The sequence below is a fragment of the Agarivorans sp. MS3-6 genome, assembly GCF_054112545.1.
Map to the genome: position 1 here is coordinate 1,744,939 of NZ_CM134202.1, position 24,211 is coordinate 1,769,149.

Annotated in this window: 22 protein-coding genes; 11 read left to right on the top strand and 11 right to left on the bottom strand. The window is 45.5% G+C overall.

The features are described from left to right. Positions 1 to 2: 2 nt before the first annotated feature. Complete coding sequence (locus ACVFI8_RS07880; RefSeq protein WP_457873527.1) at positions 3 to 1,190, top strand: murein hydrolase activator EnvC family protein; 1,188 nt, start codon at positions 3 to 5, stop codon at positions 1,188 to 1,190. Next, a complete protein-coding gene (locus ACVFI8_RS07885) occupies positions 1,178 to 1,969 on the top strand; it encodes a divergent polysaccharide deacetylase family protein (protein WP_457873528.1) in 792 nt (263 codons plus the stop codon). The genes ACVFI8_RS07880 and ACVFI8_RS07885 overlap by 13 nt, the downstream gene beginning before the upstream one ends. A gap of 29 nt (positions 1,970 to 1,998) precedes the next feature. Here ACVFI8_RS07885 and ACVFI8_RS07890 read toward each other — a convergent pair whose 3' ends face one another. The 7 genes from ACVFI8_RS07890 to ACVFI8_RS07920 form a co-directional block, all read right to left on the bottom strand. Continuing rightward, positions 1,999 to 2,232 (bottom strand): YkgJ family cysteine cluster protein, encoded by a 234-nt coding sequence (locus ACVFI8_RS07890; protein WP_457873529.1) that lies wholly within the window; start codon positions 2,230 to 2,232, stop codon positions 1,999 to 2,001. Positions 2,233 to 2,458: 226 nt separating this feature from the next. After that, positions 2,459 to 6,796 (bottom strand): pilus assembly protein, encoded by a 4,338-nt coding sequence (locus ACVFI8_RS07895; RefSeq protein ID WP_457873530.1) that lies wholly within the window; start codon positions 6,794 to 6,796, stop codon positions 2,459 to 2,461. Beyond that, positions 6,796 to 7,200, bottom strand: coding sequence for a type IV pilin protein (locus ACVFI8_RS07900; RefSeq protein WP_305883148.1), 405 nt, complete (start codon positions 7,198 to 7,200; stop codon positions 6,796 to 6,798). The genes ACVFI8_RS07895 and ACVFI8_RS07900 overlap by 1 nt, the downstream gene beginning before the upstream one ends. A gap of 4 nt (positions 7,201 to 7,204) precedes the next feature. Continuing rightward, on the bottom strand, positions 7,205 to 7,726 hold the full coding sequence (locus tag ACVFI8_RS07905) for a pilus assembly PilX family protein (RefSeq protein ID WP_248714009.1): 522 nt from the start codon (positions 7,724 to 7,726) through the stop codon (positions 7,205 to 7,207). After that, positions 7,726 to 8,499, bottom strand: coding sequence for a PilW family protein (locus tag ACVFI8_RS07910; RefSeq protein ID WP_457873531.1), 774 nt, complete (start codon positions 8,497 to 8,499; stop codon positions 7,726 to 7,728). Before ACVFI8_RS07910 ends, ACVFI8_RS07905 begins: the two co-directional genes overlap by 1 nt. Then, positions 8,487 to 9,005: a type IV pilus modification protein PilV gene (gene pilV / locus ACVFI8_RS07915; RefSeq protein WP_457873532.1), complete on the bottom strand. Its 519-nt coding sequence runs from the start codon at positions 9,003 to 9,005 to the stop codon at positions 8,487 to 8,489. Before pilV ends, ACVFI8_RS07910 begins: the two co-directional genes overlap by 13 nt. After that, entirely contained in the window at positions 8,974 to 9,531 is a 558-nt protein-coding gene (locus tag ACVFI8_RS07920) for a GspH/FimT family pseudopilin (RefSeq protein WP_248714006.1), read from the bottom strand. Before ACVFI8_RS07920 ends, pilV begins: the two co-directional genes overlap by 32 nt. 362 nt (positions 9,532 to 9,893) lie before the next feature. On the opposite strand from ACVFI8_RS07920, the gene ACVFI8_RS07925 reads away from it, so the two are divergent. Together ACVFI8_RS07925 and ACVFI8_RS07930 are read left to right on the top strand one after the other, a co-directional pair. Beyond that, positions 9,894 to 10,316: a hypothetical protein gene (locus ACVFI8_RS07925; protein WP_457873533.1), complete on the top strand. Its 423-nt coding sequence runs from the start codon at positions 9,894 to 9,896 to the stop codon at positions 10,314 to 10,316. 25 nt (positions 10,317 to 10,341) lie between these two features. Next, positions 10,342 to 10,716: an acetyl-CoA sensor PanZ family protein gene (locus ACVFI8_RS07930; protein ID WP_248714004.1), complete on the top strand. Its 375-nt coding sequence runs from the start codon at positions 10,342 to 10,344 to the stop codon at positions 10,714 to 10,716. 52 nt (positions 10,717 to 10,768) lie between these two features. On the opposite strand, the gene glpX is transcribed toward ACVFI8_RS07930, so the two are convergent. Beyond that, on the bottom strand, positions 10,769 to 11,776 hold the full coding sequence (gene glpX / locus ACVFI8_RS07935; RefSeq protein ID WP_457873534.1) for a class II fructose-bisphosphatase: 1,008 nt from the start codon (positions 11,774 to 11,776) through the stop codon (positions 10,769 to 10,771). Positions 11,777 to 11,847: 71 nt separating this feature from the next. Beyond that, positions 11,848 to 12,435, bottom strand: coding sequence for a DUF4202 domain-containing protein (locus tag ACVFI8_RS07940; protein ID WP_457873535.1), 588 nt, complete (start codon positions 12,433 to 12,435; stop codon positions 11,848 to 11,850). Between the two features lie 187 nt (positions 12,436 to 12,622). Here ACVFI8_RS07940 and ald point away from each other — a divergent pair, with 187 nt between their 5' ends. After that, positions 12,623 to 13,738, top strand: a complete 1,116-nt coding sequence (gene ald, locus ACVFI8_RS07945; protein ID WP_248714001.1) for an alanine dehydrogenase — start codon at positions 12,623 to 12,625, stop codon at positions 13,736 to 13,738. 63 nt (positions 13,739 to 13,801) lie between these two features. Here ald and ACVFI8_RS07950 read toward each other — a convergent pair whose 3' ends face one another. Both ACVFI8_RS07950 and rpoH read right to left on the bottom strand, forming a co-directional pair. Then, positions 13,802 to 14,284: a DUF4357 domain-containing protein gene (locus tag ACVFI8_RS07950; RefSeq protein WP_248714000.1), complete on the bottom strand. Its 483-nt coding sequence runs from the start codon at positions 14,282 to 14,284 to the stop codon at positions 13,802 to 13,804. Between the two features lie 99 nt (positions 14,285 to 14,383). Then, the gene (gene rpoH / locus ACVFI8_RS07955; RefSeq protein WP_248713999.1) at positions 14,384 to 15,232 is read right to left on the bottom strand and encodes an RNA polymerase sigma factor RpoH; all 849 of its coding nucleotides are present in this window, start codon (positions 15,230 to 15,232) and stop codon (positions 14,384 to 14,386) included. 350 nt (positions 15,233 to 15,582) lie between these two features. Here rpoH and cobA point away from each other — a divergent pair, with 350 nt between their 5' ends. From cobA to ACVFI8_RS07985, 6 genes are all read left to right on the top strand, one after another. After that, positions 15,583 to 16,428 (top strand): uroporphyrinogen-III C-methyltransferase, encoded by an 846-nt coding sequence (gene cobA / locus ACVFI8_RS07960; RefSeq protein WP_248713998.1) that lies wholly within the window; start codon positions 15,583 to 15,585, stop codon positions 16,426 to 16,428. Between the two features lie 10 nt (positions 16,429 to 16,438). Then, positions 16,439 to 18,988, top strand: a complete 2,550-nt coding sequence (nirB, locus tag ACVFI8_RS07965) for a nitrite reductase large subunit NirB (RefSeq protein ID WP_248713997.1) — start codon at positions 16,439 to 16,441, stop codon at positions 18,986 to 18,988. A gap of 11 nt (positions 18,989 to 18,999) precedes the next feature. Next, complete coding sequence (gene nirD, locus ACVFI8_RS07970) at positions 19,000 to 19,344, top strand: nitrite reductase small subunit NirD (RefSeq protein ID WP_248713996.1); 345 nt, start codon at positions 19,000 to 19,002, stop codon at positions 19,342 to 19,344. Positions 19,345 to 19,431: 87 nt separating this feature from the next. Further along, a complete protein-coding gene (locus ACVFI8_RS07975; protein ID WP_248713995.1) occupies positions 19,432 to 20,898 on the top strand; it encodes a NarK family nitrate/nitrite MFS transporter in 1,467 nt (488 codons plus the stop codon). Positions 20,899 to 20,961: 63 nt separating this feature from the next. Continuing rightward, positions 20,962 to 22,767, top strand: coding sequence for a bifunctional protein-serine/threonine kinase/phosphatase (locus ACVFI8_RS07980; protein ID WP_248713994.1), 1,806 nt, complete (start codon positions 20,962 to 20,964; stop codon positions 22,765 to 22,767). 135 nt (positions 22,768 to 22,902) lie between these two features. Beyond that, positions 22,903 to 24,204 (top strand): MATE family efflux transporter, encoded by a 1,302-nt coding sequence (locus tag ACVFI8_RS07985; protein ID WP_457873536.1) that lies wholly within the window; start codon positions 22,903 to 22,905, stop codon positions 24,202 to 24,204. The last annotated feature ends 7 nt before the right edge of the window (positions 24,205 to 24,211 follow it).

Consider the following 24,211-nt stretch of genomic DNA (forward strand, 5'->3'; position numbering starts at 1 on the left):
TAATGAAAAAGCCCATTTCACATTCGAGTAAAGGCCTTATTCAGTCCTTTACTCGCCTGTTAAACGCCAGCCTCGTCGCTGGCGTTTTGCTATTACTCAGCCCCAACACCTTTGCTGACGAGCAACAGCAGCTACTTGATGTCCAGCAGCAGTTAAAACACCAGCAGCAACAACTCAAGCAGCGTAAAAATGATATCAATCAAGCACAAGAGCAATTACGTCAATACGAATTAGCCTTAGCCGATTCCAACCAACAACTCCGCAAGCTGAATAATCAACTCGCCCACTCTAAAAAACAACAACAGCAAATCGAAGCGCAAATGCAGCAGCTACAACAACAACTGCAACAGCAACAGCAAGCGCTTATTACTCAGCTCAATAGTGCCTACCGGCTTGGCCAGAGCGATTACTTGAAGATGTTACTCAATCAACAAGATGCCGCAAAACTAGAGCGCATGTTGCACTACTACAAATACTTAAGCAAAGCGCGTAGTGAAGCCTTAATTGCTGTGAACGACAAGCAATTAGAACTAAGCCAAACCAAGCAAAAACTGGCAGAAAACCAACAACAATTAGAACAACTGCTTAGTCAACAACAACAGCAACAACAGCAACATCAAAGTCAGCAACAACAACGTAAACAGCAATTAAGCCAGTTGAATAGCTTGCATAATACCGAGCAAAGCCGCCTTGAGCAGCTGCAAATTAATGAGCAACACCTTCAGCAGTTAGTGAGCGAGCAGATTGAGCAACAGCAACAATTAGCACTGCAACAAAATGTAGATAAAACCCCACTTAAGGGTTTGGCAAAAGCTAAAGGCCAATTGCCTTGGCCTTTGAAAGGTAAAGTACTACATAGCTACAACAGCAAAAACCAGGGGCAAACACGCTGGCAGGGCATTGTTATTGATTCCCACCCCGGCACCGACATTCAAGCCATTGCCAGTGGCAATGTGGTATTTGCTGATTGGTTGCGTGGCTACGGCTTAGTCGTCGCCATTGATCATGGTGAGCAATACCTCAGCTTTTATGGGTACAATCAGAGCCTTAATGCCGAGCTTGGCCAACGAGTAAGCGCTGGGCAAACCATCGCTTATGCCGGTAATACGGGTGGACAAAGCACCAACGCGTTGTTTTTTCAAATTCGTCATCAGGGTAAAACTCAAGATCCGCGCAAATGGTTAAAATAGTTAACGGGTTATTTTTGCTTTTGGCCTGCACCCAGGCATTAGCCAGCCAATTAAGTATAATTATTGATGATGTGGGGAATAGTTATGCCGATTTTCAACTCCTGCAGCTAGACCCAAGCATCACCTTATCAGTGCTTCCATCTAGCCCCTATGCTAAACAGATTGCCGCTCAAGCCGAGCAACAGCAACGAGAAATAATGCTTCACCTGCCAATGCAAGGCAGTGGCAATTTAGCCTTAGGCCCTTATGGCTTAACAGACAACTTAGCAGAGCCTCAGTTTAAGCAACGCGTAGCGTCAGCGATAAACGATTACCCCGAAGCAAGCGGCCTGAATAACCATATGGGTAGTCAATTAACTCAACTTCCCACTGAGATGCATTGGTTAATGCAAGTATTAGCGAATAAGCAGCTGTTCTTTGTTGATAGCCGAACCCATTTGGCAAGCATTGCTGAAGATGTGGCTAAAGCCTACCGTGTGCCAGTGTTACGCCGCCATGTATTTTTAGACCATCACGACGAGCCTGCCGCGATTCAAAGGCAATGGTTACAAGCCATTAAACTTAGCCGCAAATACGGCCACGCCGTATTGATAGCCCACCCCCGAGCAAATTCGGTAGCCCTGTTACAACAACTAGCCTTGCCCGAAGATGTCACGTTAGTCGGTTTACAACAGCGACTGGCCTCTGCCTCCCCCAGCCCGCAGCTCGCTACGCCTGACATTCAGTTAGTTGGAGCGACGACGCCAATACTTGAGCCACAAAACAACAAGGCGTTGTAGCCTGCACTAAGCCGCATAACATTGGCGAGTTAGTTGGTATCGTTCTCTAAGGCAATTAAATTGGTTAAGGCTTGCTGTTGAGTATCGCCACATACCCAATGAGCGGCTTTAAAGTCACTGCATACCTTGGGGCGTTCTGGCTGAGCAAATATTTTGCATAAGTTGTCAGCATCTAAATGCTGACAACGCTCACCGGCTGGCTTATTTAACGATGTGATAGAGGGCGCAATACAGCATGCGCCGCAGCCGAGTCGACACTGCATGTCTATTCTCTGTAGATGCTAAGGGAGAGTAGTCTAACAGATTAAGCACTTACAGAATGGATAAGCCAACTATATTGTTTGCCAATGCAAGCCCTCACCTTAGCTAACATGGGTCATCGATTCATAGTGTTCATCGATGAGCACATAGGGTGATGGCGACGCCCATGGTGCTAATAAAAAAGGACTAGTAATTAGTCCTTTTTTTAATGAGTTCAGCGCTTAGAGCCTAATGTAAAGTACGTAAGCTTAAACGCCCAGTGGGTGATTGATAATCATCGAAACAGAAAATAGAACCATTACTGAGCGTAATACAGTTTTTCTGAATAATCCCCTCTTCATTAACTACACCATTTTCATCGGTGTTAGTGTCAATAATCACCGATGGCGCCGACGGTATACCATCAACCTTTTGATGAGAACTATCATTGTTAATCGTATCGGCTTCGTTGTCGGGGTCGGTATTCCCATCTGTACCTGGGTTCCAGGTAATACCAGAATGAAGATTTACCTCCATATACCAACCACTGCCGCCAGAAGCACAAATGTCTTCGTTAGGTAACAAAGTAGTAAAGCTCAGCTTATTGGCTAGCAATAAGCTCTCTGTCACCTGACGCTCACCATAGTTGTTAGTATTATCATCTTGGGTATTGACTAAGTCGAGATACCAACCTTGTTGGGCTGTCCAATCAATGGGGTAAGAGGTAAGCAAGCGGTTAGCTGAGTCTTCTTCAATGATCGCTTGGCGCAATAAAGTGTCATAAACATGAATACCATCCGCTTCACTGCGCTCTGCGGTAAGATAAGATTGATTCAGTTTATCCCAAATAACATAAACCGATTGAGTGGGTTCCCCAATGGCGTTGTTATCGGCATTTTCAACATACTTACCGGTACCAAAAGCCACCAACACACCCTCTGATAAGCCATAAGGGTGAGCGCCTACCGAAGGCCTAGTAGTAATTGGCTGTGCTCGGTAGACCGAGTCTTGTTGATCTGGGCTAGTAGCAGTAAACAATGGTTTATCATCAGTGGTAGCTAGGCCCCAAGCAGTGCTGGTTGAGCTAGAGATGTCAAAGGCCCACATATTGCCATATAAATCCCCAGAATAGACCCGATCAGCAATGCCGTCGCTATTTAGGTCAACCACGGCGGGCGTTGCCATTGCATTGGGCCTAGACTCGCCCGTTGGATCGTCAGTGGCACCCACGCCAGTATGGAGCGTCTCAATAAGCTCGCCAGTAGTTAAGTTGGCGATGTACAGCACTCCTTCACTAACCGAAGAGTTATACCCATTAGAAAAAATAACACCAGTATCACCATTGGCAAGTTTTGCAATGGTGGGTTTAGCGCGGTTGTAACCAAGGCCAGAGAACCCTGTTGTTGAGGTATCTATTTCCCACTTAATTTTATTCTTATTGGCGCTAGACATGTCACTAACATCAATGGCATACAGGCCTTGAAAACCGGTGCCTAGAGTACCCACTACGGTGGTATCTCCTTCACTATCAGTAAAACCGGAAATACCGCCATCAACAAAATATTTATGGGTATAAGTGCTTTTGGTTAAGCTATTTAAGCCAGAAAATACTTGGCTAGGAATATACGCCATTATCTCTGAGCCATCGTCAGCATCGATGATGTGCACCATGCCATCATTGGAACCAAAGACTAACACTGGGGTACTAACACTATGGCCATTGACACCATCAACATAATAGGGGGTTGAATTAATCACATCACCCAAGGCTGATGCGCGGGTTCTCATAGCATAGGCAAGGTCAACATCCTCATAAGTTCTGTCCCCGCGCAGGTAATCAATCACGGCGGTGAGATAAGCCAACTTAACAGCAGGCGAACCGGTTTGACCGGCCAATAAGGCATCAATTTGGTCAGCACTCAAACCGGAGGCTGAACCATTAAGTGAATTAGGCGCCGCAAAATCGACCACTTGATTACTCTCGCTATTACGGGTGTAAATTTTTCTTGAGCTAACCACTTGTTGGTCAATGCTTGTTGCGGCACTCCAGCTTTCCGTTGCACTAAAACCCCCTGCATCTGCTGCAGCAAAAGCTTTCACATCGCCGCTCCAGTATTCGCCATCAAAGGTAGATTGATACAAAAATGCCGAGCTATTTAAAAAAGTATTGTTAAATACCGGTGGCGTGGCGGATTGATTACCACTGGCGATTCGCTCCAACGCTTTGCCAATTTGAGCCCCTAACTCTCCAGCATTAGTTACCGGGAAGTAGGCATCGGGCTCGCCACTGGTTTCATTATCCCACTCACCAGAGTCAGGTAAACCGTTACCATTGGTATCTTCAAAGCCCCCCCATTTAGCGGCATACCAAAGGGGTGAAGGCAATAAATTTGCTGTAGCTGAATCAGGAAAGAAATTACGTTGTCTCAATAATGGTAAATCGGCAACATTAGCCACAGTCTCTCGCGAATTGAGCGGGAAGGCCGAGTCAGTTTGATTGGGCGTATCCAAATAATAACTAACGTTACCGCCGCCTACATCTTTAACATCAAGGTATATACCATCTTTTGCGGTACCCGAAATCACATAACCGGCATGTTGGTGAATACTACCTGCCGCATATTGCGAATCTAAGGTCAATTGCACGCCAAGAGACTTTTGACAAGTACTTTCATCATCATAGGCGTTAGGACATAGTTGCTTAACCTCATAGGTATATTGAACGATCATGTCCATATCATGATCAGCGCCTTGCTCGACATCTTCGAAGTTGATCCTAAAAATACCTTTAGTCGCAGAGAACTCTTTAACATAATAATCAACAATGGTATTGGTAGGCTGAAATTCCCCTTTGCTGGAGTTAATCGTTCCACCGCCAGCACCACCACCAACCGATTTAGCAAAAGGCACTATTTTAATCAGATCCTCACCTACAGTAACTTCAACCTCGGGCAGCGGAGAGGAGATTGCCACCACAGTGGTCTGAATATTTTGTTTACCGGCCTTATCTGGAAATAGATCTGTCTTATGGCCATAGTAAGCCGCGGCTGCAACCGAATAACTCCCTTCTTTAGTCGGTTCTGCGGGTGATAAACCGCGCATACTGGATAAGGAAGTCACGGTTTTTGCGGTAGGTGCACTGGTGGTATCGGAAGTATCCGCTACCGATTCGCCGATAAAATAGCTACCTGATAAGCTTTCCTCAACAGACATCGAGTCTAACAAGGTTTTTAAATTAAACCCGCTCAAGGTTGTACCTGAGTATGTTTTTGCGAAACTTGCGTGAGCACCGGGTAACTCATCAGAATCATAAGACGGATTAATATCGCTGATGACTAAATTATACGGGGCGGCACAATACTCACGAGTATCGAAAGGTTTATCCCAAACCGCAAAAGGCAAGCCTAAACTACCATCAATAGTACCACTACCAGCAGAATAGCTAGCACTAGCCGCACCTTCACCATGAAAATAACGCAGACTTTCATACAACATTTCACCTATGGGGTTCCCCCAAGATGAACACTGGCCACTCGTGATAGGACCATCCACCACCCAACCACAATCGTATGTTTTGTCACCGTAGTTAAAACCATAGATCTTCAGCTTATTAATAGTACTTACGATACCCTGTACTGAACTATCGAAAATACCCGTAGCGTCAACCACTTCTGCAGAGAAATCACCCATAGCCTTGCGTAATACACCACCAGAAAGGTTTTTATCGTAGCTTCCGGTAATTAAGCCAAATTCAATACTACCGTCTTCACCATAATCATGCAGAAGACCCGTAGGTTTATAGATACCATCACCGTACTCTTTACAATTGGCTTCTAATTTCCCGTCAGCACAAACCTCGACTCGAACCTCAAATTGCTCATCGGTAGTCCCGTTTAGCACTGGTCGTTCTTTACTGGCCCAGTTCCATATATCATTATTCTGGTTAAACTTAACTCTCAGTTCTGGAGCGCCACCATCTGACCATGATGCGGTACCAAAAAAGTGCTTTTTGTTATCATTTGGGGTGGAGTAAGGGGTGTAATCAGCAATCGAAAACCCATTGACGTCTATCGAGGTATAACTTTTCCCCCAAGAGTGTGCGTCTTGTGGAATAAATACTCTTTCTAATACCGTATTGTCTTCAGTATCAGTGCTACGATAACCACCGTACAAAACCGCTCTAAGTACATCCATTCGAGACATGGTGAGGTAGTTCAAAAAGTCGCCACTCCACTCATCAGCCCCATCACAAATTTTGGTGGTTGTTGCTGCCGATGCCCCAGGAACAAACATGCTGCTTGCTGTACTGTAGCTATAGCAACGTTGGCTATCGAAATAACCGAAGTAATCAATACTGGTTGGGCTGTAATGAATATCCAAGTTACCATCGCCGCTGAGATCAGAGGCATCATTATAAGCCTCGTAATAAAGCGTATGATCACGCCCCATCACCAGCATAACCATCGGCGAAGGTGTCGTTGCCACATAAAGCGGTGCGTCGGCCAAATCTAAATTTGCGGCCAACAAAGGAGAAGATAAGCTCAGTGTTGCAACAAGACTTAAAGCAACTTTAGGCATGATACGCATTACCAGCAACCTCCGCTTGAAGGGGTGGTTAAGCCTTGGCTATTAATGCTCATTGGACTGCAACTATCACCCGCTTGCCCGCCGTTAGGCTTCGCTGTGGCGGTTAAGGTGTAAGCAGAACCCGATACACCACTGGCTGCAAGGGTGTAATAGCTATTGAAGTCAGTGTCAGCGGAGAAATGATTAAGATTGCCACTAGTATCGGCGGCTCCAGTATAACTTAGATTCATGGCGTAAAAACTTTCCATATGTTGTGCTGCTTCCACCAACGTTCGTTTGGCTTCTTCACGGCGAGTAGATTGCACATGGCTCAAATAACTGGGGTAGGCAATAGCGGCTAAAATGGCAATAATCGCCACCGTGATCATCACCTCTATTAGGGTAAATCCTTTTACTTGTTTCACTGTGCTACTCCATGAATGCGACATAAGATTGTAAGTAAGTCACCGCACCACCCGCACCTTCGGCTTTAGAGGTAATACGTAAAAAGCGGCGTTTGGGTATGCTAACGCCCAATACTAAACCCGAATCCACACCGCCATCTTCGATAATGTAACTGGGAGATCCCTCTAAGTCAGCGCCACCAACATTGGTGACGGTTGTCATTTTATTTGCCGCAACCCAATTACCGTCAGCGTGCCACCATTCATCGCTGGCAAAAGCCGGCGTCACTAGGTTATTTGCTGTAGCTAAATTCAATTTGGCATCTTCGTGATAGGCTTCTTTACGCACAATATACTCGGCTTCATTAATGCCTGAGGTGGCCCGTGCAAAACTCATAGAATGATCTTGGTGAACCGCGGCATTCTTGCGGCCACTGGTGACTTGTTGAGCAATGGCCACCCCAATCATGGCAATAATTACCACCATAATCAGCGACATAATCAGCGCCATACCGGCTTGTTTAGATGCTTGTATTGGCATGTTCATTACGATCCTTGATTAAGAAGTAACACTGTTTCTGACACCGCCTGACGTAACATCTGGTCTGACGCGGTAATAGTCTCATCCAGCAATTCATAGCTATTACTATTGCTTAGGTTGCTCATGGAGACTTCTTGAGTCACCAAAATACCCATTTTAACTCGGTTAATTTGCAACCAGTCGGTCACTTCACTGGCTTTAAAGTATTTGTAATCACTATCATCAAGGCTGCCGTACAATATTTGTATATTATCGATATCTTCATCAAATACCGTGTCGCCGGTGTTATCTCGACATACCAGTTGATTGCTGGTGGAAACAAAGAAAGTAACCGTAGTTTGGGTATTTTCTGCCAGCTCATCTCCGTTACATTGAAAGATGCTGTTATTAGGAGCCGCCGCGCCAAAATACCGCAAACTAATCACGTCGGTATTTGCTTTAGCACCACTAAAACTGGCTTGATTTTCCAGGCCTTGCAGCATCTGCCCTTCAGCCCAAGTGAAACCGAAGGCATCGGCAGCGGGAACATTTGATAACAGGGTGTTTTGATACAACTGGTTATAGTCTCGAAATCCAGCTTGTTGCAGGTATAAACGCAAGGTTTGCATGCCCATGCGGTTTTTATTAACTAATAGATGACTGGCCCTGGTTGCTTCATAGCTTTTTTGGTCACCAATTAAAGCGGCATATAAACCGCCCACTACCAGCAATGACAACACGAGGGCAATCATCAACTCAACCAAACCAAAACCCGCTTGTTTTGTCATTACCTTACCCATACCGCCACCTCGCTGCACTGATGACCATTCCCACTGGCGTCAGCATTACAATTTGCGACTCCAGAGCCACTTAAATTGGCATCCCAAGTCATTTGTACTGTAACCAGATTGTTCGAATGATTTAGCGAAAAACGTAGTTGCGGAATATAAGGGCTAACGGTGGCGAACCAATCACTGATTTCATAAGCGGCAAACTGAGCGCGAGTACAGCTTACGCTGCTTAAGGCACAATTTAGGCTGCTAGGCGCAGTGCCATCAGCCAGGTTGCTGGCATTAAATTCATTATTCACCGTTGACGCGGGTAATGCGCTGAAGCGCTGCACCAGATCTAACATGGCGATATTAGCCGTTTGCGCGAAACGTGCTTGTTGGGCGGTATTCACCGACTGAATTTGCAAAGCGGCATGGCCTAGCAGGCCAATTGCAACAATAACCACCGCAATCAACAATTCAATTAAGGTAAAACCCTGTTGCTTATGGGCAGTAAGTTGTTGACGGAGCTGCATACTCAATCCTCCCCATCCGCGTAAGTGAAATACGTTGATCTTGATAATCATTAGACGGTGCGCACACGGTTAGCTCTCCTGCCGATGCATGGCCTGTAGGAAAGAAACGCACCAAGGTACTGGTGCTACCGTTTGCTGAAGGGCTGTATTTAAGCTCTCCAGATTGAGGCTTAGGATAGGCAGCAATAATCTGGGCGTTGGGATTACGGCTGTCTAAAGAGCCATCTCGATTTGTATCGAGGTAAACCAACCAGCCTTTATTGGCTCCCCAAGCAGCCTCACAACTAGTACCATTAGTCGTCGGGCATACATAACTGGAGAGATTGTTACGAATGGCTTCTTGTTGGGCAACAATCAGACTGTTAGCCAATAAGTCGCGGGTGACTTTTTGCTTATTGTCTTCCATGAGACCTTGAATTGACGGTACCGCGATGACCATCACAATAATCAAAATAGCGACCGCGATCATCAATTCCATCAGGGTAAAACCCTGCATTTTGTGGTGTTGTTTGCTACTAACAAGCATTGCTTATCATCCATAAAAAGCGTTAGCTACCGCTGCATTTAGAGTATTGTACCTAATAAATGGGTACTAATTATTTTTACGCGGGCTATATATAAAAAAATCAATATATTAGCCAAGCATTCTGGCAAACATCCTGCTTTTGTACAATAAGCAAACAAGGATTAGTTGACAGATATCATATTTCCAACTACACCACATGTAGCGTTTGCTTGACAGCTATATATTTAAACGACTTAGCCACAAATTCAATCTTTGTGACAGAACTAAAATCACGAGAATTGCACTAAAATCATTTCAGCACTCTTGGTTTGTGATAGCAAAATGTGTACTCTAAATTCACCGTTTTATTTTGCAAATACACTATGAAACATAAAGCACTGCCAGCTTATATTGATGACATTTACGTCAATAATGTTGTGGAAGATTGTGTGCGCTTTCTCCAAGGAACAGCGCCATGGTGGATTAGACACTCTTGCTTAAACTGCCGCGAAGCGAAACAGCTTATAAATATTTTTATGGTGACCTTTAGTACTTGGCGAAAACGTCAAGCTCAGCCCAACCATAAACGCAGTATCGGACCGAATAATTTGTATGATTTAGGCCCTTTCATTTACGAGCTAAGTTACACCATTAATCAATTGGCCAATCAAGACAGTGAACACCTCAACAATGATCTTAAGAAACTTTTAACGGCTATTTGCCAAGACTCACAGGACTTCTTGAAAAATTGGCATAACTTAAATATTGAGCAACATTCTGATTTACCACTGCCTAAAGTGATTTAACCACCAACTTTTATTTGCAGGTACTATGCGTTTATCTTTTCAGGCCGCAGATGTGTGGCCGACATACTCCAATGATCTGACTAAAATAGCTCCCTTAGTAGAGCCAGCACAATGGCTAAATTGGCAGCAATCAGACCAGCTTTATTACTGTGTTTTTAACCAAAGAGTCGTGGCCTATTGCGTAGTGGCGGCCACTGGCGAAGCCCTAGTGGTAAACCGATTTAGTGTAAGAGAGCTAACCCAAAGGCGCGGCATTGGCTTGTTTATGTTTCAACAGCTGTTGCAATTGGCAGAGTCTAAGCAACTGAATTATTTGCAGTTTCCGCATAGCAATGATGCGCCAGCTCTCGGCTTCTATCAGCATTTGGGACTAAATAATCAGTTTGAATTTAAACTATAAAAAAACCAGAGCTTAGCTCTGGTTTTTAGTCTCATTTGGTTTCGCAGCTAAGCTACAAAATAATCGCTTTTAGATCGTCATTCTTACGGTCTAAATAGTGAGTCGATTGAATTTTACGGATGGTACGTGTTTTACCGCGAACCAATAAGGTTTCAGTGGTCGCGATATTACCTTGGCGATTAATCCCTTCCAGCAAATCACCTTTGGTGATACCGGTAGCCGAAAAAATAACATTGTCATTTTTCGCTAAGTCCCCAAGTAACAACACACTGTTCACTTGAATACCTTCGGCTTCACAGCGACGAATTTCATCTTCAGCTATAGCGCGGTTTTCTGGGCTATCTTCTTTCACTTGATTGCGCGGAATTAAACGGCCTTGCATATCTCCACCTAAAGCGCGAATGACTGCAGCGGAAATCACGCCTTCTGGCGCACCACCAACACAGTACATCATGTCTACTTCGCTCAGAGGCATACAAGACAAAATAGACGCTGCGACATCACCATCAGGAATAGCAAAGACCCGCACACCCAATTTTTGCATGTCGCTAATCACGCCATCGTGACGCGGCTTAGCTAAAGTGATAACCGTCATCTCACTTAGGTCTTTACCTAACACCGACGCTACCATTTTAATGTTGTCTTCTAAAGGCAGATTCAAATCGATGCAACCTTTAGCTTCAGGCCCAACAACTAGCTTTTCCATGTACATATCAGGCGCACGTAAAAAGGCACCTTTTTCACCAACGGCGAGCACAGCAACGGCATTGTTCTGACCCATCGCTGTCATTCGCGTACCTTCAATGGGATCTACGGCAATATCAACGCCTTCGCCACCGGTGCCAACATGCTCACCAATATACAACATTGGCGCATCGTCAATTTCACCCTCACCAATAACCACTTCGCCATCAATATCAATATCATTGAGCATGATACGCATTGCTTGTACTGCTGCATTATCAGCAATATTTTTGTCACCACGGCCTAACCATTTATAGCCAGCTAGTGCTGCAGCTTCAGTTACGCGGGAAAAACGAAATGCCAGATCTCTTCTCATCGGAAACGCCTAATCAACTAAAAATCGTGACGAATACTAGCACAAGATTATGTTTTATTCAGCCAACTTAGTTAGGCTAAGGCTTGCTGTACCAAACTCAAGGCCTGGTCTGACAAATCTAAAGCTAAGGCTGCTTTTTGGCCTTCAGGAGACATTTTGGCCCAGGTTTTTTGCACGATATCGATCACCTTCTCATGCTGATGTTTATTAGCAAAATCAATAAAGTAGTACTTCAAAAACACTAAACAAATGACGTCCTCTAAAGCTTGAGTGAGAGGGTTGCGCTTAAGCTTTTCCTTTCGTAACAAACTACAGGTAGCATCAATTAAGTTTTCTTCTAAATCACGCTTACGCATAATATCAGCGCACAACTCTGCATGCTTCTTGCCTAAATCAGTTCGCCACTTTAAATACCCCGCCTTTCCCTCAGGGTAATCACTACGCAATGATAACCAACGACCAATATGCTGAGCGCGGGCGGCTATTTGTAGTTCAACCGGTGGTGCATCCATAAATTCATGTAAGCAGTTGGACATGCGCTTGCCATATAAAAACTCTTTGGCATGCTCACTACCAAGTTCATCAAACTGCTTATTAGGATCATTTAGGTTAAATTGATCAATATCGTTTAAAACCTGATTTAGAATATTTTGCTGCATGATTTATTCATTTCCCATGACTTTGTTTTAGTCTTTAACATGAACACAACATATCCTACCGATCAGCCAAATACAACACAGACGGTTACACCAAAAAACACTTGCAAAAACAAAGCAATTAACTATATGTTAAAGACAAGAGCCGCATATATGACCAATATAAAACAATTAAAAGGAGTTAATCACTATGTTGATTGGTGTACCTAAAGAAATAAAAAATCACGAATATCGTGTCGGTATGACACCCGCCAGTGTAAACGAATTAATTCAACAGGGTCATCAGGTCACCGTTGAAACTTTGGCCGGCGCAGGTATTGGTTTTGACGATAAAGATTATCAAGCGGTAGGTGCTAGCATAGCGAGCAGCGCAGCCGACGTATTTGCTGCTGCGGATATGATTGTCAAAGTAAAAGAGCCGCAAGCCATTGAACGCGCAATGTTGCGCGAAGATCAATTGCTATTTACATATTTGCACCTTGCGCCCGATCCAGAACAAACCCATGACCTCATCAAGTCAGGTGCGGTATGCATCGCCTATGAAACCGTCACCAGTCCACGCGGCGGACTACCGCTACTAGCGCCAATGTCTGAAGTCGCTGGCAGAATGGCGATTCAAGCTGGCGCGCTAGCTTTAGAGAAATCTAAAGGTGGTAGAGGCTTGTTGCTAGGTGGTGTACCAGGTGTAGAACCCGCCAAGGTGACCATTATTGGTGGTGGCATGGTTGGCCGCAACGCTGCTCAAATGGCGGTTGGCATGGGAGCAGATGTCGCCATTTTAGATCGAAACATTGATGTACTACGCGCTATCGATGCTGAATACCACGGTAAACTTAAAACGGTTTACTCCACCAGCAGCAGCATTGAACAACATGTATTAGAAGCTGATTTAGTGATTGGTGGGGTATTACTACCGGGTGCCGCGGCCCCTAAATTAATTACTAAAGATTTAGTAAAACGCATGAAAGCGGGTAGCGCGATCGTTGACGTAGCGATTGACCAAGGTGGCTGTGCCGAAACATCTAAAGCCACCACCCACCAGGATCCTATCTATATCGTTGATGATGTAGTTCATTATTGTGTTGCCAATATGCCAGGAGGGGTAGCCAGAACCTCAACCATGGCATTAAATAATGCCACATTGCCCTACATTATTACCTTAGCGAACAAAGGCTATAAACAAGCCTTGTTAGATGATGAGCATCTTCGCAACGGTTTAAATGTGATGCACGGTAAACTCACTTGTGCCGAAGTGGGTGAAGCCTTAGCACTTGAAGCCACTGACCCTATGTTGTTGCTGTCCTAGCTGAAGTAGCAAGACAAAAAAAGAGCGCTTAGCGCTCTTTTTTTATTGATGAACAGCGAGCAACTAGCGCTTTTTGCCATAACCACGGTCTTTCAGGCTTCGTCCCCATTTATCTAACCAAGCATCTAAGCCACTACGTGCATTTCCCGCAATCAAGCAAGCAGCAGAGCTGGGGCTAGAGAATTGATAATCACGCATAAATTCGTAACCATCGCCTTGACGACAAAGAACGGTATCTTCAAGTAACTGCTCACGCAAGGCCAATACAGCCGGACGCAAAGAGTCGGCACCGCCACCATTGGCCGTCGATCCCTTCACCACCATAAAGCCAGGTTTTATTTTTGCCCCAACCGGGTAACCGTGCGCCACGGCCTGTTTAACACTAAAAGAATAGTCTGCCGAAACGGCATGCTGGCTGCTTTCTACCACTAATTCGCGTAGTGAAAGTAGCTGTTGGTATAGCTCGATAGGTAAAATAGCAGCGGTTTTACGACCGTCGCTATCTATCACAAAATTAACTTTAGATAGCTCGAATGGACCGTCCATGTCAGACCAAGTGTTGATAAAGTTTGTGCAAATTTAACACAAGCCATAGGTAAATTTGAACATAAAAAAACCTCGCTAAGCGAGGTTTTTAATAAGTATTTATTCCATGGCTGCTTTGAGCTTTTTCATGGCATTTTTTTCCAACTGCCTGATTCGCTCAGCGGAGACCTGATATTGGTCTGCCAACTCTTGCAATGTGGCCTTATCTTCGTCTAACCAACGACGCTGAACAATGTGTGCATTACGCTCATCCAATGTGTTCAAGGCTGCACGTAGGCGATTAGCCGCCGCCACTTCCCAGTTTTCTTTTTCAACAAACTGAGCAACATCTGAAGATTTATCTTCAAGGTATTGAATTGGCGCAAAGCTGCCTTCGCGTTCATCATCGTCAGACGCGAGATCAAAGGCTTGGTCTTGGGCACTCATGCGAGATTCCATTTCTAAGACATCTTTAGGGGTAACACCTAGATTCTCAGCAACCATATTTACTTCATCGTTATTAAACCAACCCAAGCGTTTTTTAGACTTACGTAGGTTAAAGAATAATTTACGCTGCGCTTTAGTGGTTGCAATCTTAACCATACGCCAGTTACGTAATACATACTCGTGTATCTCCGCTTTAATCCAATGCACAGCAAAAGATACCAAACGAACACCAACACTTGGGTCAAATCGTTTTACGGCTTTCATTAAGCCTACGTTGCCCTCTTGAATCAAATCGGCTTGAGGTAAACCATAACCCGCATAATTTTTTGCTACGTGAGCAACAAACCGAAGGTGCGACATAACGAGCTCGCGGGCAGCACTTAAGTCACCGTCCTCGAACAAACGTGTCGCCAGTGCTTTTTCTTTTTCAGCACTTAGCATCTCAATTCGATTAACCGATTGAATATAGGCCTCAATACTCCCTTGCGGGACTAGCGCCATAGATGCGATCTTTTGATCCATATCAACCTCTTTAATTTACTCGATTGATGATACTACCATAGCCATCTACCAAGATCTAACCCCTAAAACCCGCCATTAGCGGCGCCGTGCGCAGCAACGAGCATTCGCTTATTTAAGACGTCATAAACTAAATATAGTTCACACTTTCAAGCACACTCTAAGTGCGTGATCTTTCCATTTAGGTGCAACTTATCCCTTAAGTAGTAAACGGATTACTTAGTCGAACAAATTACAATAAAACGCTAAACAACTGATTAATAGTACAAAAAAGCCATTTTCAATGCTTTTGAAACCACTGGCATTATGATTGCGTCACACAAAGGTATAAGCAATTTTAGTGAAAGCAAATAATGATAGAACGTATCAGTCAACATACCAGAGATAAATCTACGCACACTATCCAAGCCGCAATGGTTGATTTAGTGGGTGCAGGCCCTGGCGACCCCGAATTGCTTACCCTAAAAGCCTTACGCAGTATTGAGCAAGCAGATTTAATCCTTTATGACCGTTTGGTCAGTCAAGACATCCTTGAGTTAATCCCAACAGGCACTCAAGCCATCTACGTAGGCAAAGCAAAAGCCAACCACTGCATTCCTCAAGATCAACTTAATTTATACATGGTAGATAAAGCCAAACAGGGTTTAAGGATCTGCCGTTTAAAAGGGGGCGACCCTTTTGTATTTGGTCGCGGTAGTGAAGAACTTGAGGTATTACATCAACACGATGTGCCCGCGCGAGTCATTCCTGGGATTACCGCAGCATCAGGCTGTACCAGTTATGCCGGCATTCCGCTGACTCACCGCGGCCTTGCTACTGGCTGCAGTTTTATTACCGGCCACAAACAAGACGGAAAATTAGATATCAATTGGGCACAACTCGCCCAACTCGACCACACCTTAGTTTTTTATATGGGCCTGAGTAGCTTGCCTGAAATCAGCCAACAGCTACAAGCTTTTGGCAAGAGAGCCAACACTCCCGCAGCTTTAATAGAAAAAGGCTGCCAAAACGACCAGCGCGTTATTACCGGAACCTTAGACCAGTTACCAACGCTCGCCAGTGAACACCTTTTACAATCCCCTACATTAATTGTAATTGGTGAAGTGGTATCACTGCGCGAGCAACTCGACTGGCTAACTAAATTAGACGCGACATCGACCCCATTCGAATTAGAACATAGCGCTGCTTTAAGCGCATAGGAGAGAGTACATGGAACGTATTATCGTTGTCGGCAACGGCATGGTGGGTCACCATTTTATTGACCAGCTGATACAACAAAACAAGTTAGACCAAGTTCAGGTCACTACCTTCAGTGAAGAGTCGCGGTTAGCTTACGATAGAGTACAACTATCAAGTTATTTCTCAGGCAAAACTGCTGACGATTTGATGATGACGTCTCCAGAGTACTACGACGAACATGGTGTTCAGTACTTTGTGAATGACAAAGTAGTAGAAATTCAGCCACAGCAAAAAATTGTCGTAACCGCCAGTGGTCGCCGCGAAAGCTACGACAAATTGGTTCTCGCCACCGGCTCTTACCCCTTTGTACCTCCGATTCCTCGTCCTGAAGATAAAGCCGCTGAAGAAAATATTTTGGTTTATCGTACCATTGAGGATTTGGAAGCAATGACCAAATCGGGGGAAAATTCCAAAGTAGGCGTGGTTGTCGGTGGAGGATTACTGGGTTTAGAAGCCGCTAAAGCACTCAAAGACCTCGGTATGGAAACCCACGTAGTAGAATTTGCCCCACGCTTAATGGCCGTGCAGGTCTGTGACGGCGGTGGCGCAATACTTCGTACCAAAATCGAACAGTTGGGCGTAAAAGTACACACTGAAAAAAACACCAAAGAGATTGTTGAAGGAGAGACTACTCGCTACCGCATGAACTTTGCCGATGGCAGCAGCTTAGATACCGACATGATTTTGTTCTCTGCAGGTATTCGCCCACAAGATCAATTGGCTCGCGAAACCGGTTTAGAACTAGGTCCTCGCGGCGGCATTGTTATCAACAACCAATGTCAAACGTCTAACCCAGACATCTACGCCATTGGCGAATGTGCTTTATGGGAAGGTAAGATCTTTGGTCTAGTCGCGCCAGGTTACAGCATGGCTAAAGTTACCGTAGACCATATTGCTGGAGAGCAAACTAAAGAATTTGCTGGTGCCGATATGAGCACCAAGCTGAAATTAATGGGCGTAGATGTAGCAAGTATCGGCGATGCCCATGCCAATACCGAAGGCGCGCTAAGTTACAGTTTGAGCGACGAAGCCCGTCAAGTGTACAAAAAAGTCGTGACCAATGCCGCTGGAGACCGTCTGCTAGGTGCAGTGCTAGTGGGCGATGCCGATGATTACGGTAGCTGGTTACAACTATTCTTGAATGACATGGCGTTACCCGTCGCACCTGAGTATTTACTCGTGCCGTCTTCAGAAGAAGGCGCGAGCGCCGCCATTGGCGTAGATTCGCTGCCTGACAGCGCGCAAATCTGTTCTTGTTTTGATGTGACTAAAGGACAAATTTGCCAAGCAGTTCGCGACGGAGCTACCAGCATGGGTGACATCAAGGCTACCACTGGTGCCGCTACCGGCTGTGGGGGTTGTAGTGCCCTAGCCGTTCAAGTGATGAATGCTGAACTGGAAAACCTCGGTGTAGAAGTCAGCAACGATATTTGTGAACACTTTGCCTATTCGCGTGCCGAACTCGCCGACATTGTTCGAGTGAAGAAAATAAAAACCTTTTCGCAGTTGCTTGCAGAACACGGCAGTGGCCACGGTTGTGAAATCTGTAAACCCGCTATTGGTTCTATTTTAGCTACCTTCTGGAATGATTACGTTCTTAAAGATGAACATATTAGCCTACAAGACACCAACGATATCTTTCTAGGCAACATGCAAAAAGATGGTACTTATTCGGTAGTACCCCGCATTGCGGGCGGCGAAATTACCCCCGATAAACTGATTGTATTGGGCGAAGTCGCTAAAGAATTCGATCTTTACACCAAGATTACCGGCGGCCAACGGGTAGACTTATTTGGCGCACAGTTACACGAACTGCCAAAGATTTGGGGCAAGTTGATTGATGCCGGTTTTGAAACGGGTCACGCTTATGGCAAGTCTTTGCGTACGGTTAAATCCTGTGTGGGTTCAACATGGTGTCGTTTCGGCGTGCAAGACAGTGTAGGCATGGCCATTTTACTAGAGAATCGCTACAAGGGGCTAAGAGCCCCGCACAAAATTAAGTTTGGTGTGTCAGGGTGTACTCGTGAGTGCGCAGAAGCACAAAGCAAAGATATCGGTGTTATTGCAACAGAGGGCGGTTGGGGTCTGTATGTTTGTGGTAACGGCGGTATGCGCCCTCGACATGCCGACTTATTCGCTACCGACTTAGATGACGTAATGCTAATGCGCTACATCGACCGCGTATTAATGTTCTACGTTCGAACAGCCGACCGTTTGCAGCGCACCTCAGTATGGCTAGAGAATCTTGAAGGCGGTTTAGATTACCTAAAAGAAGTGGTTATCGACGACAAGCTAAACATTTGTGAAGAGCTAGAAGCCAACATGAACCATGTTGTTGAGAGCTACCAATGTGAGTGGAAATCGACCATTGGTGACGAGAAGAAACTGCAGCGTTTTAGTCAATTTATCAATGCTGATGAGCCAGACAATAACTTGCAATATGTGCGAGAGCGAGGCCAACGTCGCCCTGCGACTGAAGAAGAACGTATTCAAACCATCGAAATTGTAGAAGCGCCATAACTAGGAGAGTGATGATGAGTGAATTAGCTACTAAAACTTGGACCGAAGTTTGCCGCAAATCGCAACTTAGCCCAGGAACCGGTGTGTGTGCCCTCGTTAATGGTAAACAAGTCGCCATTTTTTGGGAGGGCTTAACGGACCAAATATTTGCCTTAAGCAACTACTGCCCCTTTGGCAAAGTGAATATGCTGTCACGCGGACTGATCGGTGACTATAAAGGTGAGTTGATGGTGGCGTCGCCACTTTACAAACAACGCTTTAGCCTTAAGACTGGTCAATGTTTAGATGACGAAACCGTGTCTATCCCTACCTACCCAATAAAAATTGAAGGCGATGCGATAAAAATCGCCGCTTAATCTAAAAGCAAAATAAAAATATAACCCATAGCCACGTTGAGCAATCAACGTGGCAGGGAACGCTTTAACTTTTTTAGAGACATTATAATGAGTGTAGAACGCTTTAACCTATTCGCTTTTAGCGGAAAAATGAAGATCCTCCATATGAGCTGGATGGCCTTTTTCATTACCTTCTTAGTATGGTTTAACCATGCCCCATTAATGGCCAGTATTGCAGCAAGCCTTGGGTTAACATCTAGCCAAATTAAAACCTTATTAATTTTAAACGTAGCCTTAACGATTCCAGCACGGATCGTTATTGGTATGTTTACCGACCGCTTTGGACCTCGAATTACCTACTCGACCTTATTGGCGGTATGTTCCATTCCTTGTTTCATGTTTGCCTTAGCCGACAGCTTTGAGCAAGCGGCCATTGCACGCTTTTTGTTGGGCTTTATTGGTGCGGGTTTTGTGGTGGGCATCCGCATGGTCTCTGAATGGTTCCCCGCTAAAGAACTAGGCACCGCCGAAGGTATTTATGGCGGCTGGGGTAACTTTGGTAGTGCGGCCGCAGCCATGTTATTGCCCACACTAGCGGTGCTATTTGGTGGTGATGATGGCTGGCGTTATGCGGTTGGCTTAACCGGCTTAATCAGTTTGTTATTCAGTGTCGTGTTTTTCAAAAATGTCAGTGATACCCCTAAAGGTTCTACCTACTTCAAACCCAAAAATGTTGGCGCGATGGAAGTCACTACCAAGGCTGACTTTGTATTGCTATTGGTAATGAAGGTACCGATGTACGCTACCCTTGCGTTACTCGCCTGGAAGCTCTCTCCAGCCGGTGTAAGTATGTTAAGCCAAGAAGTAGTGTTTAGCTGCTATGCAGGTTTAGTTGCTTTGTATGCCTTAGATTTTTGGAAAACGTATCAAGTAAACAAGACCATCTTTGTTAAAGCAGTGCCGAAGATTGAGCAATACAAATTCAAGCAAGTGGCGGTACTTAACGTACTGTACTTCGCGACCTTTGGCTCTGAATTAGCGGTAGTGTCAATGCTGCCACTGTTCTTTAGCGATGTATTTGAACTAGACATGGTTTACGCAGGATTATTAGCCTCAGCCTATGCTTTCATGAACTTAGCATCTCGCCCAGGTGGCGGTTGGATATCTGACCGAGTTGGCCGTAAGAAAACCTTATTAGTACTCACCGCGGGTTTAGCGCTTGGCTACTTTGGCATGGGCCAAATTGACGGTACTTGGCCACTGTTTTTAGCGGTAGCTATGGCAATGGCGTGTTCATTCTTTGTTCAAGCAGGTGAAGGCGCTGTATTTGCCGCTGTCCCTTTAATTAAGCGCCGTTTAACTGGCCAAATTGCCGGCATGACAGGGGCTTATGGTAACGTGGGGGCAGTATTTTACCTAACCGTACTAAGCTTGGTTGACTATCAAACCTTTTTCTACGTTATTGGCGCAACCGCAGTACTCGGCTTTTTTGCCTTACTGCTCCTGGAAGAACCTAAAGGCACCATTGCTGAAGTAGGCCCTGATGGTGAAGTAACGCTCATCAACGTAAGCTAACCTAGCCCCGTAAAGCGGCGTGCGCCACAATTGGCCACGCCGTTACTCAAGGAAGCGAAGCGAGTGCAACAAGAACAACAAACAGCGGGGGTATTACCCGCCAGCAGCAACCGAGTTAGTAACAGCGAAAAAGCAAACGCCACTGTGGCTAGCAACAAGTTAGAGGCGTCCTTTGGGGGCGCCTCTATCTCAGGACCTAAACCGGAGAACCAAGACGCTTGTGTAGCCAAAATTCCAGAACCCTGGACCCGTTACTATAAAGGGGTTGTCGCTATTTTAGCCGATGGCCTTAGTAGCGCTGAAAATGCCAAAGTGGCAGCGCAAATCTCGGTCACGCAGTTTGTTGAAGACTACTACGCCACCCCCGAGAGCTGGTCGGTGAATAAATCGACTGCGCAAGTTGCCAAATCTCTTAACAACTGGCTGTTTCAACAAGGCAAGCAAACCGGTTCTTACGCTTGCACCCTATCGACCTTGATCATCAAATCCCGCGTTGCGCACTTATTTCATGTAGGTGACAGTCGAATATATCGCCTCCGTGGTGGCCAGCTGCGCCAGTTAACTCGTGACCACGTGCAAATTCGCGGCAAACAAAAAAACCACTTAACCCGTGCTCTGGGCGTCGACTCTAACCTTGAATTAGATTACTCCACCCACGCAGTCGAAACTGGCGATCTATTCATGCTCACCAGTGATGGCGTGCATGACGCGTTAAGCGAGCAGCAGCTCATACAGTTACTGCAACTTGAGTTTAAAGGCTTAGAAGAACACGCCAACGCCATTGTTAATGCCGCTGAATTAGCCGGCAGTGATGACAACATTAGCGCCATGTTAGTGAGCGTAGACAATGTACCAAGCGCCGAGCTAGACGAAAGTCGCGCCCAATTATTGCATTTACCTATTCCACCCGTGATGACAATAGGTAATAAGATCGACCAATATCGAATCAGTGAAATACTGCATACTAGCCCGCGTAGCCACGTTTACTTAGTAGAAGAGCTCAACCAGCAGGGTGACAACAGCGGTACCGTACGAATACTTAAAGCGCCCGACCGTAGCATGACTGATGATAACGAATACTTCGCGGGTTTCGCACGAGAAGAATGGGTAGGTAGAGTGGTGAGTAACCCACATATTATGCGCACCTTTGAGCCCGCAGGCACTCGTCGTTTTCGCTACTTAATCGCTGAATACGTGCCAGGAATAACCCTACGCCAGTGGATGGACCAACATCCCCACCCGCCAATTCAGCAAGTCGTTCGAATGCTAGAAAAACTGGCTAAAGCACTTCGAGCACTGCGCCGCTACGAAATGGTGCACCGTGATTTAAAGCCTGAAAACATCATTGTGACTGCCAACGAGCAACTCAAGCTGGTCGACTTTGGCACTGTGCAATCGGCTGAGCAATTAGAACAAAATGAAAAAAACACTAGCCCAGTAGGCTCAGTGCAATACATAGCCCCTGAGTACTTAGTAGGAGAGACAGGAAAACACCGCAGTGACATTTTCTCTTTTGCGGTGATTGCTTACGAAATGCTCAGCGGTAAACTCCCCTATAAACCAGCCCGAAGAGAGCAAGTGGCACAGCGACATTACGCAGATTGGCACTACCAAAACATTCAGCACTATCGCAACGATATGCCTGATTGGCTAGACGCAGCGCTAGAACAGGGTTGTAAGCCAAAACCTCACCAGCGCTACCAAAGCCTGTCCGAGTTTATTCATGATCTACAGCATGCCAACCCAACATTGCGCGCTAGCTATACGGCTAAACCACTAATTGAGAGAAACCCCGTTCGGTTTTGGCAATCGACCACCCTGATATTACTGGTAGTTGTCATTTGGCAATGGGCCAGCCAACTTAGTTAAGTTTCATTAGCCAAAAGTTAATTTTAATAAACGCCGCTGATTAATCAGGTGCTACCATAGCGAAATTCTTGCTAGTTAGTGGTCAGCATGCCTTCCAATACTCAAAGTAAAACCCTACAGAAAGGCCTTTTTGGCATGGCATTGCCTATTTTTGGCGAGTTTATGCTGAATATGTCAGTGCCGGTGTTCGATGCATTATTCCTCAGCCAAGTGTCAGACCAAGCCGCGGCCTCAGTGGGTGCTGTTATGCCGTGGTTCTCTATGGCGATTGTGTTTTTCTCAGCCACCGGAATCGCTGGTGCTAGCCTTGCCTCGCAATATATGGGTAAACAAAACTATCCCCGCGCCAACTTAATGCTGGCAGGCTTAGTGATTCTAGGTGTGTTAGCTGGGCTACTCTGCGGCACCTTCTTTGTGACTCAGGCTAATAATATCGGCCAATGGATGAGTTTACCCAATGGCATGAGTGACTTAGCCGCCGAATACTTAGTATTGGCCGGTGCCGGTATTGGCTTTATGGGTTTAAGAATGACCCTCGCCAATATTTGCAACGCCTATGGGCGCTCTTATTGGAACACTATTTCAGCAGCACTCATGCTAATCACCAACATCTTAGGAAATGGCATATTAGTTTTAGGCTGGTTTGGCGCTACACCTATGGGCGTAACGGGTGTGGCTTTAGCCAGCTTGATAGCCTGGGCCTTGAGTTTAAGCTTTAGCTTAGTGGTTGTGCTGTTCTTGATTAAAGTGAAACTGCCTTTAGCTGACGCGCTAATGCAGCCAAGCAAAAGCTTAAAGCCAATTCTGAAAATCGCCGTTCCGTCTGCGCTAGAACCATTTTCTTACCAAAGCTTTGTGATGGTGATGAACTTGATGATTGTGCAATTAGGTGAAACCTCGATTACCGTGCGCATATATGCGCTAAACATCTACGTTTATTGCACCATGATGTTAGTTGCACTTGGTATCGCCAATACCATGTTAGTGACTCAATTGGCAGGTGCAGGACACTTTGATCGCTGCCACCAGCAAATGCGCCAAGGCTTACGCTGGGGGTTAATTGCGGTCGCCATTGTTGCCAGCTTGATTTTTATATTTCATCAACCCTTATTAGGAATATTTACCAATAACCCCGAGGTACTCGCTCTGGGTCTAGTCGTTTGCCTGATTCATAGTATTAATGAGCCCTTTCGAGCGATAAACATTATCAGCGGCAACGTATTACGCGGTTGTGGTGACGCAGTATTTGTTACAGGCAACGCCATTGCAGTCACTTGGCTATTTTCGGTGCCTTTAGCCTATGTCATGGGCGTACATTTTGGCTTTGGTTTGTACGCCATTTTACTCGCAGGGGTAGTGGATGAATGCTTACGCAGCCAGATAAATTGGCGCCGCTGGAAGAGTGACAAATGGAAGCGAAAGCTCGCACCCGATTAAGCAATCG